The 20903-nt window shown below is 58.2% G+C and carries 16 protein-coding genes and 2 pseudogenes; 2 read left to right on the forward strand and 16 right to left on the reverse strand.

All coding sequences use genetic code 11. From position 1 onward, the window contains the following. Positions 1–27: 27 nt before the first annotated feature. From GSD1FS_RS07655 to GSD1FS_RS07665, 3 genes and pseudogenes are all read right to left on the reverse strand, one after another. Entirely contained in the window at positions 28–690 is a 663-nt protein-coding gene (locus tag GSD1FS_RS07655; protein WP_155589100.1) for an HAD family hydrolase, read from the reverse strand. Between the two features lie 5 nt (positions 691–695). Further along, on the reverse strand, positions 696–2441 hold the full coding sequence (gene recN / locus GSD1FS_RS07660) for a DNA repair protein RecN (protein WP_155589101.1): 1746 nt from the start codon (positions 2439–2441) through the stop codon (positions 696–698). Positions 2442–2522: 81 nt separating this feature from the next. Further along, positions 2523–3493 (reverse strand): annotated as a pseudogene (locus GSD1FS_RS07665) (NAD kinase). A 214-nt stretch (positions 3494–3707) separates the two neighbouring features. Here GSD1FS_RS07665 and GSD1FS_RS07670 point away from each other — a divergent pair. Next, a pseudogene (locus GSD1FS_RS07670) lies at positions 3708–5170 on the forward strand (TrkH family potassium uptake protein). A gap of 107 nt (positions 5171–5277) precedes the next feature. Next, positions 5278–5928 (forward strand): potassium channel family protein, encoded by a 651-nt coding sequence (locus GSD1FS_RS07675; protein WP_155589077.1) that lies wholly within the window; start codon positions 5278–5280, stop codon positions 5926–5928. A gap of 8 nt (positions 5929–5936) precedes the next feature. On the opposite strand, the gene GSD1FS_RS07680 is transcribed toward GSD1FS_RS07675, so the two are convergent. From GSD1FS_RS07680 to argC, 13 genes are all read right to left on the reverse strand, one after another. Beyond that, positions 5937–6728: a TlyA family RNA methyltransferase gene (locus GSD1FS_RS07680; protein ID WP_155589102.1), complete on the reverse strand. Its 792-nt coding sequence runs from the start codon at positions 6726–6728 to the stop codon at positions 5937–5939. 35 nt (positions 6729–6763) lie between these two features. Beyond that, positions 6764–7801: an HAD-IIA family hydrolase gene (locus tag GSD1FS_RS07685; RefSeq protein WP_343030260.1), complete on the reverse strand. Its 1038-nt coding sequence runs from the start codon at positions 7799–7801 to the stop codon at positions 6764–6766. Between the two features lie 4 nt (positions 7802–7805). After that, positions 7806–9560, reverse strand: a complete 1755-nt coding sequence (locus tag GSD1FS_RS07690) for a helicase (protein ID WP_155589078.1) — start codon at positions 9558–9560, stop codon at positions 7806–7808. Positions 9561–9664: 104 nt separating this feature from the next. Next, positions 9665–10987 carry a tyrosine--tRNA ligase gene (gene tyrS / locus GSD1FS_RS07695; protein WP_155589079.1) on the reverse strand — a complete coding sequence of 441 codons (1323 nt, stop codon included), beginning with the start codon at positions 10985–10987 and terminating at the stop codon, positions 9665–9667. Between the two features lie 87 nt (positions 10988–11074). After that, positions 11075–11542 (reverse strand): HD domain-containing protein, encoded by a 468-nt coding sequence (locus GSD1FS_RS07700; RefSeq protein WP_155589080.1) that lies wholly within the window; start codon positions 11540–11542, stop codon positions 11075–11077. Positions 11543–11556: 14 nt separating this feature from the next. Next, positions 11557–13053 carry an argininosuccinate lyase gene (gene argH / locus GSD1FS_RS07705; protein WP_155589081.1) on the reverse strand — a complete coding sequence of 499 codons (1497 nt, stop codon included), beginning with the start codon at positions 13051–13053 and terminating at the stop codon, positions 11557–11559. 127 nt (positions 13054–13180) lie between these two features. Continuing rightward, on the reverse strand, positions 13181–14419 hold the full coding sequence (locus GSD1FS_RS07710) for an argininosuccinate synthase (RefSeq protein WP_155589082.1): 1239 nt from the start codon (positions 14417–14419) through the stop codon (positions 13181–13183). Between the two features lie 198 nt (positions 14420–14617). Further along, positions 14618–15163 (reverse strand): arginine repressor, encoded by a 546-nt coding sequence (gene argR / locus GSD1FS_RS07715; RefSeq protein ID WP_155589083.1) that lies wholly within the window; start codon positions 15161–15163, stop codon positions 14618–14620. A gap of 8 nt (positions 15164–15171) precedes the next feature. Further along, positions 15172–16134 (reverse strand): ornithine carbamoyltransferase, encoded by a 963-nt coding sequence (gene argF, locus GSD1FS_RS07720; RefSeq protein WP_155589084.1) that lies wholly within the window; start codon positions 16132–16134, stop codon positions 15172–15174. Positions 16135–16200: 66 nt separating this feature from the next. Beyond that, a complete protein-coding gene (locus tag GSD1FS_RS07725) occupies positions 16201–17460 on the reverse strand; it encodes an acetylornithine transaminase (protein WP_155589085.1) in 1260 nt (419 codons plus the stop codon). Further along, positions 17444–18406: an acetylglutamate kinase gene (gene argB / locus GSD1FS_RS07730; RefSeq protein WP_155589086.1), complete on the reverse strand. Its 963-nt coding sequence runs from the start codon at positions 18404–18406 to the stop codon at positions 17444–17446. Before argB ends, GSD1FS_RS07725 begins: the two co-directional genes overlap by 17 nt. Positions 18407–18411: 5 nt before the next feature. After that, entirely contained in the window at positions 18412–19584 is a 1173-nt protein-coding gene (argJ, locus tag GSD1FS_RS07735) for a bifunctional glutamate N-acetyltransferase/amino-acid acetyltransferase ArgJ (RefSeq protein ID WP_343030257.1), read from the reverse strand. Next, complete coding sequence (gene argC / locus GSD1FS_RS07740; RefSeq protein WP_155589087.1) at positions 19581–20675, reverse strand: N-acetyl-gamma-glutamyl-phosphate reductase; 1095 nt, start codon at positions 20673–20675, stop codon at positions 19581–19583. The genes argJ and argC overlap by 4 nt, the downstream gene beginning before the upstream one ends. Positions 20676–20903: the final 228 nt, after the last annotated feature.

A 20903-nucleotide genomic window follows, 5' to 3' on the forward strand; every position in this document is an offset into this window, starting at 1 on the left:
TTTCTTGGCGCCGATGAGAACAATGCATTATGCGAGTTCGCGCGGAGCCTGCGCGAAGTCAAGCAGCACTCCATCGGCGGTTTCGCAAATCTGCTCCCATTGCATGGCCGAAGAGTCGTCTTGCACTCCCCACGCCTGCATTCCCGCCTGTTTCGCTGAGCGTATGGCGACAAGCAGGTCTTCGAACACCGTGCAATGCTTCGGTTCCACGCCGAGCTTGTTCGCCGCATACAGGAAGATGCCCGGAGTGTCTTTGCCTCCCTGCCCATGCTCGCCGGTGCCGATGATGAGATCGAAGTCATCGAACATGCCCACGTGCCGTAACGCCGGCTCTCTGAGTGTCGGCAGCATCGAGGTCACCACTGCCAGCTTCGCGCCGCTGTCGCGCAGTTCACGCAGATATTGCTTCGCACCGGGCTTGGCCTCCACCGTCGTGATGTATGCTTCGAATGCGAGATCATTCCACTCGCGCAGAAGATCGTCCACGCTTTCATCAAGGTCGAATCGGCGAATCGTGTAGCGCGCGATGTCACGGAACTGCATGGCAGACACCTTCTGCATGTAGTCGTCCGGCACGTCGAATCCACGTCTGCCCAGAAACTCGAGATCGACTTGATCCCATACGCCCATGGAGTCCAGTAGCGTACCGTCAAGGTCGAAGATCGCCGCTTTACCGCTGTTGATGCCCATAGTGCTCATGGCTCCTGTTCTAGCACTGATTGTTCAAGGAGCTCCCGCGCATGGTCGAGGGAGGTTTCGGATTCGCTGCCTGCGAGCATGCGCGCTATCTCACGCACGCGATCGTCACCACTGACCTCATGCACACTGGTGTGCGTGGAATTCCCCTGCGTCTCCTTGCCAACCACGTACTGTCGGGATGCCCAAGACGCGACTTGCGGCAGATGTGTGACGACGATGACCTGCTCATGCTGCGCAAGCTGCGCAAGACGGCGACCAAGCTCCACTGCCGCTTTGCCTCCCACACCGGCATCCACCTCATCGAAGATGAACGTCATCCTCTGACGTCGTTCATCTGACTGGCCGTGATCGGACGCAGCAGATTGCACCGGCACGTCTGAAGCACACAATTCCAATGCGAGCATCAAACGACTCAATTCGCCACCGGATGCGCTCGTGCCCATCGGCAACGGCTGCGAGCCGGGGAACGGTGTGAACAGGAATTCAATGGTATCCACTCCGGTGGAGTCCAACGCGTCATCACCCTGACGTTCGTTCACCACGATGTCAAGCTGCGCGCCGGCCATCGCCAATTGCGCAAGCTCGCTTTTCACACGCTTGCACAGGGATCTCGCCGCACGTGCACGGCTTTTCGACAGGTCTCGTGCGGCGGTCAACGTCTCACGATGACGCGCATCGCGTTCCTCTTCGAGTTTGCGCACCTGTTCCGGTGACGCGTCGAGATCTTCGACGTCAATCATCGCCTGATCCCGCCAGGCGATCACATCCGACAGCTTTGGCCCCCAGCGCCCCGTCAACTCGTTGAGCTCATGGATGCGCTCATTGATCACATCGAGGTCGCCTGACTGCACGTCTTCGTCCAGTTGGCGAGACAATGAGAACACGATGTCGTCGATGTCTGCGCTGGCGGCATCCAGACGATCGGCCAACTGTGCGAAGGTGCCGGACGTCTGAATCGAGCGCAAGGCCTGCGCCGCATTGGCGATGAGCTGCGTCACACCCACGCTTTCCGATGCCTCCTCGAATTGAGAAGGATCCAGATCGGCGAGCGCGCGTTCCACGCCGGACGCGATCTGCGTGGCGTGTTCGATGCGATCGCGACGTTCCAGAAGCTCATCCAGCTCCCCCTCTTTCGGGTTGACGCGATTGATGCGTTCGATCGAGTCTTTCAGGTAGTCGGCTTGCTGCCTCATCGAGGCTTCCTGCGAATTGAGCTTGTGCAGCCGCTCGCAGACGTTTTCGTATTCGTTGTATGCTTTCGCGAATGTTGCTCGTAGGTCGCCGTTACGCGCATACCTGTCGAGGAACGCGCGCTGACGGGCTGTCGAGGCGAGACGCAACTGGTCCGCCTGCCCGTGAATGGTCACCAGCTGTGCGGCGATATCTGCTTGCACGGCGCGAGGCACCGTCTTCCCGCTCAGCACGGCGCGGGAGCGTCCACGCGCTGGAATCGTGCGAGACAGGAACAATTCGTCGTCGTCGACGTCAATCCCCGCATCGTCGAGCATGGTTTTCAATGTGCCTTGCGCGTCGATCAGAAAAATGCCTTGCGCCCATGCTTGACTGGCCCCCGGGGCGACACGGCGCGTATCGGCGGGCGCACCGGAGATCATACGGAGTGCATTGAGCAGCATCGACTTGCCCGCACCTGTCTCACCCGTTATGGCGGTCATCGACGGCGCTGGATCGATGGTCGCGGTTTCAATGGGACCCAGATCTCGCAGTTCGAGCTCTTCAAGCATGTTCACCATCCATTACGACGTGGTCGGACTTATGGCCGCTGCCAAGGCACCATCATACCACCCAGTAGAACATTTGTTCGACTACTGGTCGTCGTCTTCTTCGTCGCCTTGACCTTTCAGCGAAGTCCCTCTCGGATCCGCGTCCCATCGAGGTTCGCGAATGCCCGACGCATTCGCCGAATGGTCACGCCATCCTTCCACCGGGAGGTTGAATTTCGTCACCAGGCGGTTCGTAAACGGTACGTCGGAGAGGCGTGCCAGTTTGAGGCTGCTGGCGGATTGGCGGATTTCGACGCGGGTTCCCTTCGGCAGCCCGCGCTGGCGTCGGCCGTCGCAGCAGATCCAGCCACCTGACGTGGAGTCCTCATGGATCGTGAATTGCAATGTTGACGTCGACCCGATGACGATCGGCCTGGCGAACAACGCGTGTGCAGCCAACGGCACCATGAGCAGCGCCTGCACATTCGGCCAGACGATCGGGCCGCCCGCCGAGAATGCGTATGCGGTGGAGCCTGTGGGCGTCGAAACGATCACGCCATCACAGCCGAATGAACTCATTGCGGCCCCGTCGACACCGATGCTCAATTCGACCATTTTCCACGGTCGGCACGTTCGATCGTGATGTCGTTCAGCGCCCAATCGCGCAGAGGTTCCTCCTGCCCCGGCAGCCATACGTCTACATGCGCCACCATGCGCTCATCGATCAGGTAGTCGCGTTCACAGATTCTTCTGATGGCCTCTTCGAGTTGGAAGCTTTCGAACTCCGCCAGAAAACCCACATGCCCCATATTGATGCCGATGATCGGCACGTCGGTGCAGTGCACGAGTTCCGCGGCGCGCAAAATGGTGCCATCGCCTCCGAGCACAACCACTATTTCGGTGTTCTCGTCGACGCTTGGCGGCAGTGTGCCGAAATCCGGAATGTTGTTCGTGTCGATCAGGGTCACGTCGAAGCCGGCTCGCTCCAACTGCAGCAACGTGTTCTGCACGATGTTGCCGCTTTCTCGCAGTCTCTTATGGGTGACCACCACAACATGCCGGGATTTGGCCATCATCACCTCTTCCGTAGGTTTTCGGCTCCATCTTAGCCGATGCACAAGCCTCGACGCTCCCCGAGACCACACGCCGTGGGCAACGCCGTCCCACACTACGATGCGGTATGCCGCAGTATCTGGCTAAAAGTCGGTCTTATTTCTACAATGGCATAGTGCAATGCTTCGCATGGCTGTGCGAAGTGCAGGGAGATCTATTCGGGCAGGAGGACGCATGGCCAATCTCCTCTTCGACGAATCGACTTCCAACGCGGAGTCTTCGCGCGGATACGGTTGGTGGTTTTCCGGAGACACGTTCGAAAAAGCGCTTTCGAGGAACGCACTCCGCAACGTCGATCATTGACCTATCGTCTCAATTCGCATCCGGGTCGACTCACAATCATCTATTTTCTGGCGTTGATCACGATATCGACGACGCTGCTGAGCTTGCCGATCTCCACGCAACAGGGCCAGAAGTCATCGTTTTCCACGGCATTCTTCACGGCGGTCTCAGCATTGTCTACCTGCGGCATATCAGTGGTCAACACCACCGAGCATTGGACGATGTTCGGGCAGGTGGTGCTCATCTTCTGCGTGCAGCTCGGCGGCTTGGGCGTCATGACTTGCGCGTCGTTGATCGCGTTGGCAGTCAATCACCATCTCAAAGCCATGCAACGACTGCTTGCCGCAAGCGAATTGGGCACCAATAAGCTCAGTGAGATTCGCGGCGTTCTGCATGTGGTGTTGATGACGACGTTCACGATCGAGACGATCACGCTCATCTCGCTGTTCCCCGGATTGTGGTCGGTGAACAAGGGCAATATCGGCAAAACGCTGTGGGAATCGCTGTTCTTCGCCGTCATGTCATACAACAACTGCGGGTTCACGCCTGACGGCGCCGGATTGTATGTGAACAATTGGGCCGTTGGAATGCCTATTCTGGTCAGCGCGTTCTGCGGCACGCTCGGCTTTCCCGTCATTCTCAACATCTTCCGCACGGCACGTGCCCACAAGTCCCCGAAACACTGGTCGTTGCATACGAAGATCACGTTGATCATGACGTTCACGATCGTGCTCATCTCACTGATCTGGTTCCTGGCGGTGGAGTGGGACAATCCCCGACTGTTCAAAGACGGCGACATCGACACGCGCATGCGTCGTGCCATGGTCGCCGCGGTCATGCCGCGAAGCAGCGGCTTCGATCTCTCCTGGGTGCCTGACGTCAAGGAATGCACCAAGGTGTTCATGAGCATCGTCATGTTCATCGGCGGTGGTTCCACCTCAACGGCCGGCGGCATCCGAGTCACCACGTTGGCGGTCATCCTGCTGGTGTGCAAGGCGGCGTTCACCGGCCACACCGATGTGAACGCATTCCACAAGCGCATCCCGTCGCATGCGATCATGACGGCCATCAGCATCACCACCTCCTGCATCGCCTTGGTGTTCGGAGCATCGATCGCATTGATGCTCGTCACCGACTCGTCATTCAGCCATGCGATGTTCGACACATGCTCGGCATTCGGCTTGGGCGGCTACACGGTGGGCGTGGCCAATGCCGACAATCCCGCGTCACTGTATATTCTCGCCGCCGCGATGGTGGTCGGCAGGCTCGGCCCGATGACGTTGGCGTATGCGGTCAGCCGTCCGAAGGAGGTGGAGGTCGTTCGCTATCCGGAAGGCCAGATCGTCGTCGGCTAGTGTCACCGCATTCCCGTCACGCACGATAAGTGCCATGCATTGCCCCTCACAAGAGGAATATCTTCGTATGCCCAGCTATAGTGAATGGTTGGAAGAAAGGAAACGTCATGCCTGAGAGTCGTAGCGTGCTGGTCGTCGGTCTGGGACGATTCGGTAGCGCCGTCGCCACCACATTGGATGCATTGGGGCAGGATGTGCTCGCCGTCGACAAGGATCCCGAACTGGTGAACCGCTGGTCGTCCCAGATCCCCACCGTGCAGGCCGACATGACCGATGTGCTCGCGATCGAACAGTTGAACGCCTCCGACTTCGATATCGCGGTCGTGGCGATCGGCGACAGCGTCGAAGCGTCCGTCATCACCGCCGGCAACCTATTGGATGCCGGCATCTCCGACATCTGGGCGAAATCGGTGTCGAAGGAGCATGCCCGCATTCTTCAGCGCATCGGCGCACGACACATCATCAACGCGGAAACCGACGCAGGTAAACGCGTCGGGCATCTTGTGTCGGGCAACTACCTGGACTACATCGAACTGGAAGGCGCATACAGCGTCGTCAAGATCCACACTCCCCCGCAATTCGTCGGCTATACGATCGGCGAAGCCAAAATCCACGACCGTTATGGCGTGACCATCGTCGGCGTCAAATCTCCCGGTCATGAATTCCAATACGCGTCGAACGATCTTCCTCTTCGTCGCAACGATGAATTTATTATTCTGGGCAAGCAGGATCAGATAGACCACTTCATTCGCGGCTGACGTATGGTTCAGCTACGCAAATAGAGCAGATACTCGTGGTTGCCGTGCATGCCTTCGATCGGTGAAGGCGCATGTGCGACAACGTGCAATCCCTGTTCCGTAGCGGAATCGATGACCGTGCGCAACGCCTGTTCCCTCAATTGTGGGTCTGTGACGATGCCATGCTTACCCAGATTGGTGCGCCCCACTTCGAACTGTGGTTTGACCAATAGCACTATCTGCGCGTCGTGCGCTGCGATGCGTGCGATAACCGGCAGCACATAGGTCAGCGAGATGAATGAGACATCCGAGACGATCATCTGGGGTGCGTATGGCAGATCTTCGGAATGTACGTCGCGAATATTGACGCCGCTCATTTCGATGATGCGAGGATCTTGCGCGATCCGCGGATCCAATTGGCCGTGCCCAACGTCGAGAGCGATCACATGTGCCGCTCCCCTGCGCAGCAGCACTTCGCAGAAGCCTCCGGTCGAAGCCCCTATATCAAGGCAGTCCAATCCATGTGGTTCCCCAAGACCGTGATCTGCGAACGCATCGAATGCGCCGATGAGCTTGTATGCGCCTCGTGACACATATTCGTCGCCTAAGTGCAGCACTTGGATTCGTGAACCGGGCACCACTTTCATGGATGGTTTCGTCGCTGGCGTGCCGTTGACCTGCACGTTGCCTTCCCGAATGAGCCGTTGCGCTTTGGAACGTGTCATCTCCGCCAACGTTCCGACTACAACGTCGAGCCGTTCGGCACGCGCATCCTTATAGACGTATGTGCCGAACGGCTGGGCATCATCGCGGTCATTCATCGCAAGAGTTGTGTCAGCCATATGCAAGCGATCTTTTATCTGCTGGTGATGGTGAAGTCCGGCAGGCCAATGGAGCCGATATCGGTGCCGGCGTCGATCAGATGCCAGCACAATGCGCAGGCCGCGCGCAATGCGTTGATGTCGGTGGAATCGTTGACGATGACCGCGGATTCGTTGAAACGAGCCCAAGCATCACCACATGTTGCAGACTCGCCGGTGACGAGAACCTGCGGATATGGTTCGTTCAATCCGCGCAGATCCGGCGTGATGTAAGTCGGACGCAGATGCGCCGGCGCACACATGAGCTCGGTCGGATTGGTCACGCCGGTGAGAACGGCCAAGGAGTCATAGCCGCCACGGTTGCCCGCCTCGATGTCGGTGTCGAGACGGTCGCCGATCGCCAGGCATTGCTCTTTGGCAATGGGTTCGCGTTCACCATGCGCGGCCAGCAGTCTGGCTTCGTCATACATCGCCGATTCGGGTTTGCCAGCAGAAGCGATTGGCTGCACGCCAGTCGCATTGATGACCGCCTGGATCATCGAACCGCATCCGGGAGCGATGCCGGCCTCACGTGGAATGGTCAGATCCCTGTTCGTCACGAAATACTGTGCGCCGTCTTCCACGGCATAGGCAGCCTGTGCCATTTGCTCCCACGTCATTTGCGGGAACCATCCTTGGATGACGGCAACCGGATGATCGCTCGCATAGTCGACCGGCACCAAGGATTGCTTCGACACCTCGTCACGCAGATGCTCGGCACCCACGACGAGTACCGCAGCGCCTTCAGGCACATGGCGTGCCACCATGCGTGCCGCCACTACGGACGAGGTGATGATCTGCCATGGTTCCACGTCAAGGCCAAAACCACGCAGCTGGTCGGCGACTACGCTCTGCATGCGAGATGAATTGTTCGTGGTGTATTCGATCGTCATGCCGAGCCGTTGCGCCTGCATGATGCTTGAAGAGGCGAAAGCCACCGGATCCTTGCCTCGATAGACGACGCCATCGAGGTCGAGAAGAGCCAGAGCGTATTGCTCGCTCAAAGTTTGTTCGGCGGCTTTGCGCAACGTCACTTGGTCACTCCGTTTCGTCTTCGATTTCCTCTTCGCTGTCTCCGATCTGCGCATCTTCTTCGTCGACGTCATTCGCTGCATCGGTCAGATCGGGATCACCCATCTCGCCTTCTTCATCACGACGGGTGTTGCGTTCCTCCATCTGCGCTGGCTCGATATCCATCTCGGCACCGGAACGCTGCTCTTCCTCTGGAATGCGCGTCTCGTCGTCCATGTTGACGCCATCTTCGCCGTCAAACGGCGCATACTGGGCGTCATCGGGCGTCACACCGAGTTTGGCCTGCAGGTCTTCCGGAAGATCTTCGACGTCGTAGTCGACGACGAAATCGTCGCTCGTCTCGTCTTCGTCGGCATCCGCATACCTGTCTTCCAGATCGTCGATGAGCTCATCCATGGCGACTGCGTCATCGCTGCGTCCGGCCTCCTCAAGGAAGTATTGCTCCGCTTGGGCCGCACGCATACGATATTCGCCGGCCAATCCTTTGGCATGCACGAGTTTCGACACGACCTCGATGGCCTGATCCCACAGTTTAAGGTCGGCCAATGCGCCGGCATAGACGAGGAACATCTCCGCCTTCGCTTCACCGGTCAGCTGCTTGGCGTTGTCAGACAAGCACAATTCAATGGCTTTCTTCGGCTTGCCGAGGCCACGTTCGCAATCCGCCATGAACGGCAGATAGTCCAGATACCCGTTCATACGGAATGCGGTCTGGAATTCGCGCAGAGCAAGCTTGTAGTCGCCTTGACGATACGCGACCATAGCCAGTGTTTCGCGAGCGATATCGACGCGGGATGCCTGCTTCGCGGCCCATTGCGCGTGAGCCAGCGCCGCCTGCGGATCATTGGCCTCCAAAGTGTAGGCGGCCAGAATATGCAGGCCGATGTTCTCGGCATGCTCCTTCGACAGGCCACGCAGACGTTCACGCTCGTCTTTGCTCAGCATGCTCCATTCGAGGCCCTTCGGCAGCTTCGGCTCGCCGGGGCGCAAACGCTCATACGGGTTCTGCGAGGGGAAGCTGACCGTGCCATCGGAGTTCTTGCGAGACTTCGACATGTATTCGTCGCGCTTGCGATCACGGTATGCCTGACGCTCCTCACGGTTGAAATCGCGACGATCGTCATTACGGTCATCACGGCGATACCTGGGATTGCCTCCATTGCCGTGGCGATCATTGCGCTTGAAATCACGGCGATCATCATTACGCCTGTTATCACGCTTGAAATCACGACGATCATCGTCACGATGGTTGCCGCGATTGAAGTCACGACGATCATCTCGATTGTTGCGACGGTCATCGCGGTAGTCGCGGTCTCGGCGATCATCGTTACGACGATATCCGCGATCCTGACGGTCGTCCCTGCGACGGTAGTCACGGCGATCGTCATCGTGGCGGAATCCACGGCGCTCACCGTTGTTACGGCGATCGCCGTTGTGATGGAAGCCACCGTTACCGCGACGATCGTTGTCACGGTGGAAGTCGCGGCGATGATCGTTGTCGCGGAAACGACGTTCGCCGTCACCGCTCCTGCGATACTCGCCATCGCCTTCATGACGGTATCCGCGATCATCGCGGTTATGGGAATTGTAGCGACGTGAGGAGGAGTTGCCTGAACGGTGGAATCCGCCGCCGTTGCCATGTCCGCGGAATCCGGAACCCGATCGTCCGTTTCTGCCGTTACCGTTGCCGCCGCGGCTTGAACCGTAGGAGCGACCACGTGATGAACCATTGTTACGATGGGATGCCCGTTCGTCTGCCATGTTAACCTCGCAATTAAGAGGCGGGCCGAAGCCCGCCTTATCTGTACTGTTTCTAGTCTACTGGATATGTTCCCGTCAAGGGTGTTGCTTCGCTACTGCTTGAATCAGCCGCGAACGAGAGCGCCAAGGGCCTTCTTGCCACGGCGCAGCACCACGAAACGCCCTTTGAGGAAGTCCGGATCCGCCAACAACTGTTCGTCGTCTTCAACTCGGATGTTGTTGATATACACGCCACCGGATTTGATGGTCTTACGAGCTTCGGAAATGGATTTGAAGAGTCCCGCACGAACGCCCGCCTCGCTGATGCGGTCGCCCGGAACGGCGACTGCGAACACCTTGTTGCCGTTCTCGTCTTCTATTTTGAGCCCGTCAAGAGCGGCTTCAAGCGTATCGATGTCGATATCAGCCAATTCGCCGCCACGACCGAACAACGATGCCGAGGCATCGATCGCCTTGCGTGTGGCGTCGTCACCGTGCACGAGGCTCGTGACCTCCCATGCGAGCACTCTCTGCGCCTCGCGAGCACCTGGATTTGTGTCGGTGGCATCGATCAGTCGTTCGATCTCGGCCTTCGGCAGGAACGTGAACGCCTTGAGCAGGCTTGCCATCTCCACATCAGGGCGATTGAGCCAGAACTGGTAGAACTTGTAGACGGACAGCATGTTGGGGTCGAGCCACACGGCGTTGCCTTCGGATTTGCCGAACTTCTTGCCATTGGCATCGGTGATGATGGGGCTTGCCATCACGTTCACGTTGACGCCGCGCACCTTGTGAATCAGGTCGAGTCCGGAAGTCAGGTTGCCCCACTGATCCGAGCCACCCAATTCGAGCACGCAGTTGAAGTGGTCATACAGATGCAGGTAGTCGTTGCCTTGCAGCACCTGATAGCTGAATTCGGTGAACGAAATGCCTTCCTCGGAGTTGAGGCGGCGAGCCACGATGTCTTTGGAGATCATCGTACCGACTCGGAAATTCTTGCCGACGTCGCGCAGGAAGTCGAGTACGTTCATCGTTGCGGTCCAGTCGTAGTTCGAAACGAATGTGACCGGATTTTCGCCCTCTTGCACGAGAATGTCACCGATTTGGATGCGCAGGCGTTCGCACCACTGTTCCACCACGTCTTTGGGGTTGAGGATGCGTTCTCCGGATTGGCGCGGGTCGCCGATCAGACCGGTGGCTCCGCCGACCAGTGCGATCGGATGGTGACCGGCCTCCTGAAGGTGTCGCATGATGATGAGCTGCACCAGATTGCCGATGTGCAGCGATGGGGCCGTGGGGTCGAATCCGCAGTAATAATAGATCGGATCTCCGCTCAAAGTCTGCGCGAGCCGATCCCTATCTGTGGACTGAGAGATCAAGCCGCGCCATTCCAGTTCATCGAGCACGGAATCGAATCCGGCGTCCTTGAAATCGATGACGTGAGCCATGCCAATATCTCCTCGTGTGTATCGAATATGCCCGCCGCGGCGGCAGTCTCAGTGTGTCATACATTGGCGACACAAAACCGCGTTTTTCTAGTTTCTCGAGCCGAGCGTCTCTTTGATCGCGCACACAGTATCGGCGATGTTGACTATGGCGCCTTCCAAATATTTCGGCGGAATAGGCGTCAATGGGAACATATGCGTACGAATGCTGTTCGAAACGATGTCGTCGAGCTCAAAGTCGGCGCGCGCATTGCGCTCCGCCGTGTATGGATGTCGGAAACCATGCAGTCGGTGCGTGCCACCGTCGTATTCGTGCCAGTCATACAGAAAATAATCATGCAGCAATGCGGCACGCACGAGTGCGCGCAGATTCACATGCTCCCATAGGCGTAAGCGATCCGCGATGCGCACACTCATGCATGCCACAAGAACCGAGTGTTCGAAAGTGGTCACACTGCCGTGTTGCAACGCGCGTTTCTCTATCTGCATATGTTCATGCGAGAGAATGTCCGCGCCGAAATGTTCGACTATCGATCTGATCCGATCATCGTTGAGCATCGTAAAGCCCCTGCTCAGTCCTTGCTGAGCGAACCCGGTGCTTTGTAGGCGATGCCATCGCTCTTGGCCTGGAATACGGAACGCAACTGTTCGATCAGCGTTTTCGCGCTCATGATCTGTTCGCGTACGCGGTTCGGCGCCGTGCCTCCCTTGCCTGCGCGTGCGGCGACCGAACCTTCAGTCGATAGCACTTCGCGCACATTGACGGCGACATCCGGTTCGACGAAGCCACGGAAAATCTCGATGAAATCGTCGTCGGTCAGATCCCAGAGCTCAACGCCACGGCTTTCCGCAGCCTTCACGCATGCTCCCGAGAGTTCATGTGCATGGCGGAATGGAACGCCGTTCTTCACCAACCATTCAGCGATGTCGGTGGCAAGGGCGAAACCGGTGGGAGCCTGCTGTTCAAGTCGCTCCGTGTTGAACGTCATCGTGCGAATCATGCCGGTGAACGCGGGCAGAAGAACCTCGAGCGTGTCAACCTGGTCGAACACCGCCTCCTTGTCTTCTTGCAGGTCACGCGCATATGCCGTCGGAAGTCCTTTGAGCGTGGCGAGCAGTCCGGTCAGATCGCCGATGAGACGACCTGCTTTACCGCGAGCCAGCTCCGCGATGTCGGGGTTCTTCTTCTGCGGCATGATCGAGGAACCGGTCGAATATGCGTCATCGAGGCGAACGAAACCGAATTCCTGCGTGTTCCAGATGATGATCTCTTCGGAAAGACGGGAGATGTCAACTCCTGCCATGGCCATGATGAACGAGAATTCAGCGACGAGATCGCGACTGGCTGTGCCGTCGATCGAATTCTCGGTGACGTTCGTGAACCCGAGCTCGCGTGCCACGGCGACCGGCTCCAGACCAAGTGTATTGCCTGCAAGCGCACCGGAGCCATATGGGCTGGCATCCACGCGCTTGTCCCAGTCCCTCAATCGTTCGACATCGCGCAGCAGCGGCCAGACGTGAGCCATGAGCTGGTGCGCGAGCAACACCGGTTGGGCGTGCTGCATATGCGTGCGACCGGGCATCACGGTGTGTCCGGCTTCCTTCGCCTGCACGAGCAGTGCGTCGGCTAGGTTCAGCAACTGATTGGCCACCACGCGTGCATGGCGGCGCATCCACATGCGGATCAGCGTGGCGATCTGGTCGTTGCGCGAACGGCCTGCGCGCAGCTTACCGCCCAGCTCGTCGCCGGCGATCTCCAATAGGCCACGTTCCAATGCGGTGGCTTCGTCTTCATCGTCTTCGATGGGTGTGAACTCTCCGGAGTCCACGCGACGCTGCAGTTCGTCGAGAGCAGCTTCCATGCGCTGCAGTTCGTCAGCGGTCAGCAGCCCTGCTCGACCAAGGGCACGCGCATGGGCTCGTGATCCTGCGATGTCGTCATCGGCAAGTCGCCAATCGAACTGCGTCGATTTGCTGAGTCGGGCGAGTTCCGGCGATGGGCCGGATGAGAATCGACCTCCCCACAATGCCAGATGCTCTTCGCCTTGATGCTGCTGTTCGTCAGTCATGCTGTCCTCTCTTTCGCGGCCATCGGCTCGCGTTCGCGGCTGAGGTGTGGCCCCGTTAAGCGAATGAAGGAGGCGTGTTGACGCCTCCTTCATTCCATGCCACAGACTATCTGTTCCTATCTGCTGCCTATTCTACGGTGTTGTTCGGAACTTCGATGCCGTTGCCGAACTTCACGTCGCGAGCAGCAGCGACCTTGGTGGGCAGGCCGTAGATCTCGATGAAGCCGTTGGATGCACCCTGATCGAACGAGTCACCCGATTCATAGGTCGCCAGATTGTAGTCATAGAGCGAGCTGTCGGAGCGACGGCCGACGACGACGGCACGCCCGCCGTGCATGATCATGCGAATCTCACCGGAGACGTATTGCTGGGTGTCGTTGATGAATGCGTTGAGCGACTTGACCGCCGGGGAGAACCATTGCGCATCGTAGACGAGTTCGGCCCAACGCTTGTCGATGTCGCGCTTGATGCGGTGCTGTTCACGCTCCAGGCACATGTTCTCCAGTTCCTGATGCGCGGTGATCAGTGCGATGGCGCCCGGCGCCTCGTAGAGTTCACGAGACTTGATGCCGACGAGACGATCTTCGATCAGGTCGACACGGCCGATGCCCTGCGCGCCTGCACGACGGTTCATCTCTTCGATGGCCTGCAGCGGCGTGACGTCTCGTCCGTCGATCTTGACGGGTACGCCCTGCTTGAATTCAATGACGACCTCATCTTCGACGGGCGGGAAGTCGGGATCGTCGGTGTACGAATAGCAATCCTTGGTCGGGCCGTTCCACGGATCCTCGAGGAAGCCGGTTTCGATGGCACGTCCCCACACGTTCTGATCGATGGAGAACGGGCTCTTCTCGGTTTGCACGATCGGCAGGTCATGCTCGTTCGCGTAGGCGATTTCAACGTCGCGGGTCAACGAAAGGTCGCGGATCGGGCTGATCGCCTTGAGTTCCGGGTCGATCGACTGGATGGAAACCTCGAAACGAACCTGATCGTTGCCCTTGCCGGTGCAACCGTGCGCGATCGTGTCGGCGCCGAACTGGTGGGCGGCACGCACGAGATGCTTCGTGATCAGCGGACGTGAGATGGCGGAGACCAGCGGGTAGACGCCCTCATACATCGCATTGGCTTTGAGTGCCTGCATGCAGTATTCGTTGGCGAATTCGTCTCGCGCGTCGACGATGTATGCTTCGACCGCACCGCAAGCCAGAGCACGTGCCTTGATCGTCTCCAGACTCTCGCCGCCCTGACCGACATCGAGCGAAACAGCAACCACGTCTTTGCCGGTGCGATCTTTGAGGTATGGAATGGCCACAGAGGTGTCGAGGCCGCCGGAATATGCCAGCACAATACGGTTCTTATCGCTCATCGCAAGCCTTTCAATCGTGTATGTTCAAGTTATAATATACACACTATATACACAAGTATGTATATATATTCACATTTCGACACGCGGGAAGCTTTCACGTGATGTTTCATCCCGCCACGTATGCAATTGACCCTATATATACGGTGGCCGCAAGGTTTGCGTTTTGCGGCCACCGTATATAAGGGTCAAACGAAAAAGTCAGGCGCGCGAAGAGATCTTCAGCAACCATTGCGAGCGGAACACCGCGGTGTCGTCATCGGAGCAGATGATCAGAATCGTATCGTCGCCGGCGATCGTGCCGAGCACACCGTCTATGGTCCGAGTATCGATGACACTCGCAACATATTGGGCGGCACCGGATGGCGTGTGCACCACGACGAAATTGGATGCGTGCGCCACAGATACGACCAGTCCGGTGAGCACTTTCGACAGCTGCTGCTCCCCCCTGGCTTCGGAACCTCCATCGGTGGTGTTCGACAACGGCACCTGATCGGCGACCGCGTAGGCGATCGTGCCGTCTGGCATGCGCGTCTTTGCGGCGTTCACCTCGTCGAGATCGCGGCTCATCGTCGCCTGCGTCACGGGGAACCCCTCGCGTGCGAGCAATTCGGAAAGCTGCGCCTGCGATGTCACCACATTCTCGGCGAGCAGTTGGCGCACCATCTGCAATCGTGCCGCACGTGTACTCGGTCGCGCCACACCGCTGGATGTCTGCGAGGATGGCGTCACACGGTCTTCGCTCATGTCACTCATCAGTGCATCAGGCTTTCATCGCCACGCTGCTGGCCGATGAGCCAGGTGAGCAACGCCTTCTGCGCATGCAGGCGGTTCTCGGCCTCATCCCAAACCACGGACTGCGGGCCGTCGATGATGTCGGCGGTGACCTCTTTGCCACGGTATGCAGGAAGGCAATGCTGGAACAGCGCGTCCGGCTTCGCCAATCCCATCAGATTCGCATTGACCTGATATGGCCAGAACGGTTTGGAACGGATCGCGTATTCAGCTTCCTCACCCATCGACACCCAGGTGTCGGTGAAGATGCAGTCCACGCCATCGACCGCTTCTTCCGGATCAACGGTGACGGTGATCTTTCCACCGGTCGTCTCAGCAACGGCTTCGGCATCTTCCACGATGTTGGTATCGGGCAGGAAACCGTTGGGGCCAGCCACACGCACATCCATGCCTGCGACCGCGCCGGCGAGCAGATATGAATTCGACATGTTGTTCGCAGCATCGCCTACATAGGCGATTTTCAGGTTCTCGAGATTATCGACACCGCCTTTGAACTGTGCGAGGGTGAGGAAATCCGCGAGTACCTGGCATGGGTGGAATTCGTCGGTCAACGCGTTGACGACCGGAACGGTGGCCACTCGCGCCATTTCTTCGACCCTTTCCTGTTCGAATGTGCGCCACACGATCGCATATGCCATGCGCGTGAGTACTTCGGCGGTGTCGCTCACCGGTTCGCCGCGACCGAGTTGAGAGCCGGACTTGTCGATGACAAGTGGGTAGCCGCCCAGCTCCGCAACGCCGATGGAGAAGCTGGAGCGTGTGCGGGTGCTTGGCTTGTCGAAGATCACCGCAACGCCCTGCGGTCCTGCGAATGGCTGGTGGTAGAAGCGGTTTTCACGGAACTTCATGCCCAGTTCGAGAATCTGCTTCTGCTCCTCGTGATTGACGTCATCGTCACGCAGCATATGGCGTAGCTCACCCATTTCACACTTCCTTACTTGTGTCGTTATGCTCTCGTTGAGATTGTGCTGTTTGCTGTTTTGAACTGTTCAGTCATCGCTCAGATTCGATGGAATCTGAGCGAGAATGCGCACGGCCTGATCGATATCTTGCTCGGTGACGACCAGCGGTGGCGCCAGGCGCAGTGCATTGGGGGCTACTGCGTTGACGATGAGACCGTGGGCGAGTGCCCATTCCATCGCCGCATGTGCGCATGGATGCGTAAGCACGATGGCGTTGAGGAGTCCGCGACCGCGAACCTGCTCGAACAGCGGGTTGCCGCATTCTCGGATTCCGTTGCGCAACTGCTCGCCTCTTTCTTGGGTGTTCTTCAACAGTCCCTCATCTTCGATGACGCCGATGGTGGCAAGTCCTGCGGCTGCACCAAGTGGGTTGCCCGCGAATGTCGATCCGTGTGTTCCCGGTGAGAACAACGCCGAAAGCTCTTCTCCGAAAGCGATCATGCCACCCATCGGGAAACCGCCGGCGACGCCCTTGGCGAAGGTCACCATGTCAGGGGTGACTCCACCAAGATCCTCACGCTGGAACGCGAACCACGTGCCGGTGCGGCCGATGCCCGTTTGGACCTCGTCGATGATGAGCTTGGCATGGTGCTCGGTGCACAGCTCACGCACACCTTGCACGAAATCCACGTTCAATGGCAGCACACCGGCCTCGCCTTGGATGAGTTCCATGATGACCGCCGCCACGGGACCCTTGCCCTCATCTTCGAATGTGGCGCGCATCGCCTCGATGTTGTTAGCCGGCACGAATTCGAAATTCGGCACCAATGGTTCGAACGGCTCACGGATGACCGGCTTCCAGGTGGCCGACAACGCTCCCATTGTGCGGCCATGGAAACCGTGTTCCAATGCGATGATGCGGTACGGTTTGCTCGAGTTGAGCGTCCTGCCATACAGCTTCGCAAGTTTCAGAGCCGCTTCATTGGCTTCGGCACCGGAGTTGCCGAAATAAACGTGTGATCCTTCCGGGGCGCCGGCCAGTTCGATGAGTTTGCGGGCGAGTTCGATCTGCGGGCGTGTGGCGAAGTAGTTGCTCACATGGGCCGCCTGACCTGCCTGTCGAGCGACGGCCTCAACCCATTTCGGGTGGGCGTAGCCGATCGAATTGACGGCGATGCCTGCGAGAAAATCGAGGTATTCGTTGCCGTCGACGTCCCACACATGCGTGCCCTGACCGTGGTCGAGCACACGCAACGGCGTGCCGAAGACGTGCATGTGCACGTCTTCATATTCGTCGATCAACTCGTCGTCGACTTCCAATGGTTCGTTATCAGTCTCTGCCGTCATATGAGCTCCTTAGTTCCATACCTTCACCCGGCATTACCATCGTTCCCACGCCAGCCGTGGTGAACACCTCGTTCAAAATGGAATGTGGCTTGCGCCCGTCAATGATGTGCGCCTGCCTGACGCCACCGTCGATCGCACGTACGCAGGCCTCCATCTTCGGGCGCATACCCGATTCGAGTTCTGGAAGAAGATCCCGGAGATCTTCAACGCCGATTCGTCCGATCAATGAATCCTTATCAGGCCAATCAGCGTACAGGCCATCGACATCCGTGAGAATGAGAAGCTTGTGCGCGTTCAGGGCTGCCGCCAACGCCGCGGCTGCGGAGTCGGCATTCACGTTGAGCACTTCCGTGGCATCATCTTCGTTAGGTGCTACGGATGACACGACGGGAATGCGACCTGCGTTGATCAAGTCGACCACGGCTGATGCGTCGACGCCAACGACGTCACCGACCAGACCGATGTCGGTCGGTTTGCCGTCGATAATCGGTTTGCGCTGAGCTGCGGAGAACAACGCGGCATCCTCGCCCGACAAGCCAACGGCCAATGGGCCATACGCATTGATGAGACCGACCAATTCACGCGAGACCTTGCCGGTAAGCACCATGCGCACAACATCCATGGCTTCAGGAGTGGTGACACGCAAACCGCCCTTGAACTCCGAGTGAATGCCGAGAGCCTTGAGCATCTGCGAGATCTGAGGACCTCCGCCATGCACCACGACCGGATGAATGCCAACCTGCCGTAGGAACACCATGTCTTCAGCGAAGCATTCCTTGAGGTGGTCGTTGACCATGGCATTGCCACCGTATTTGATGACGACGGTCTTCCCCGAGAACTCTTCCAACCATGGGAGTGCTTCGATCAGCACTTCGGCCTTCTGGTCGGGGCGCAGATCCGTATGCACATCGAAATGGTATCCGGGGCCACGTAATGGAGTTGTCATTTCACTCAGCTTTCATAGTCAGCATTGATGTGAACGTATTCATGTGTCAGATCGTCGGTCCATACGCGGGCTTCACTTGCTCCTGCGCCGAGATCGATGTCGATGTCGATTTCACGCAACGTCATGTCTACCTCGCTGCGATCATGATCCGGAGCGCCGTTCTTGCAGATGCACACGCCGTTGATCGTCACCGACACGTCATTGGGATCGTAGGGAGCGACATCGGCTGGAACCGTGCCCAGTGAACTGACGACACGCCCCCAATTCGGGTCGTTGCCGCTGATGGCGCATTTAAGCAGGTTCGAGGCAGCAACCGCGCGTGCGCAGGCCAAGGCCGCGTCTTCGCTTGTAGCGCCGCTGACCGTGATGCGAATATCGTGGCTGGAGCCTTCGCCATCACCGATGATCTGCCTTGCGAGGCTGGCGCAGCAATCGGCGACCAAGCCGTTGAATTCGTCAGGATCCGGTGTGATGCCCGATGCACCGGATGCCAGCAACAACACGGTGTCGTTGGTCGACATGCATCCATCGACGTCGATGCGGTTGAAGCTCATCTCGACTCCGGCATTCAGCGCGGCTTGAAGCTGCCCGGCGCTCACCACCGCGTCGGTGGTGATCACGCACAGCATCGTGGCGAGCTGTGGTGCGATCATGCCCGAACCTTTGACCATGCCGCCGATGCGGAAGCCATTGGATCCCAAACGGCTCACCATTTTCGGCTTCGTGTCGGTGGTCATGATCGCATGTGCCGCGTCGTCTCCGGCCTGTGCATTGGAGTTCAACGCGTCGAATGCGCGTTGTGCACCTTCGACTACTTTGTTCAACGGCAGTAGTTCACCGATCAAGCCGGTTGAGCAGACGGCCACTTCCTCCGGTTCGACATGCATCATGAATGCAACGGTTTGTGCCGTTTTCTCGCTTTGCTGGTAGCCGGCATCCCCTGTGCAGGCATTGGCGCCGCCTGAATTGAGAATAACCGCTTTGAGCTCGCCATCCGCCACCGCTTTACGCGACCATTGCACCGGTGCCGCGCAGAAACGGTTCATGGTGAATACGCCTGCCGCAGCATTCAGCGGACCGTTGTTGACGACGAGTGCGACGTCTTGTTTGCCTTCCACCGAGGAGATTCCGGCGGCAACGCCGGCAGCTTCGAATCCTTTTGCGAACGTCACACTCACGGTGCCACTCCAATCTTGCTCAATCCAGTTGCGTCATTCAATCCGAACGCGAGGTTCAACGATTCCGTCGCCTGCCCCGCCGTTCCTCGGTTGAGATTGTCTATGGCCGCGAACGCGTGCAGTGTGCCGGAATGACGGTCGACGGCCACCTGCACATGCGCCGCATTCGAGCCGAGCACGTTCTGCGTCGCAGGCATGACACCGCCAGGCAGCACCATGATGAACTCCTGCTGTGCATAGGCTTCGACCCAGATGTCGTGAATCTGCTCGTCACTCAATTCGAGTGCGGCCGGTGTGAGTTTTGCGCTCACACTGGCGAGGATTCCGCGTGCCATCGGCACGAGAATCGGCGTGAAGGCGAGTGCGAAGCGGGAGGTTTGCGAAACGTCCAATCCTGCCGCATGTGCGAAGTTCTGCAGAATCTCGGGAATATGACGATGCGTGCCACCCACCGAGTATGGGGTTGCCGATCCGAACGCTTCTGATGCGAGCAGATTCATGCGTTTGAGACTTTTCCCCGCCCCGGAATAGCCGACGGCGAGATCTGCCACAATGGTGCGTGGGTCGATGAGCTGCTGGGCGATGGCTGGCTGCATTGCCAGCGTCGTGGCCGTCACGTTGCATCCCGGTGCCGCAATGCGCTTCGTACCGGGGAGTTCCGCACGTTGCCACACATATTGATTATCGCTGTCGATTCCGCGAATCAATTCGGGCATGCCGTACGTCCAGTGCTCGTAGAAGTCTCCGCCGTAATACTCGTTCCAAGCGTTCGCGTCTTCCAGTCGGTGGTCGGCTCCAAGGTCGACCACGGTTGCGTTTACATCGAGTTGTTGCGCCAATGCGCCTGAGGCTCCATGCGGCAATGCGAGCACGATCACATCGTGGCCGTTGAGCACGTCTGGCGTCGCATCTTCGACAATCATGTCGGCAAACTGTGGAATATGCGGCTGATATTCACCGAGCCGATGCCCCACGGAAGAATGCCCGGCCACTGTCGTGACTTCGAAATTCGGATGCGTGGCGAGTATTCTCAACATCTCTCCGCCCGCATATCCCGTCGCTCCTGCAACGGCTACAGAGTATTTCGGCATGTCATCTCCTACCGCATATTGGTATGCATCATATGCATGTGCCCATCACTGTACCAAATATACAGTACATTGCATAAACATGCATGTCTATATACCGATACGGTGATGGGCACATGCTACAATACGCTGGGATTTCAGGCGCTGACTGAATCTCCTCCACTGTTGCCTAGATTCATGGAGTCCAGATTTGATCAATATTCATTAGGCGACATCACCTGAGATCAGCAA

It is taken from the genome of Bifidobacterium canis (assembly GCF_009727065.1).
Lineage (GTDB): Bacteria > Actinomycetota > Actinomycetes > Actinomycetales > Bifidobacteriaceae > Bifidobacterium > Bifidobacterium canis.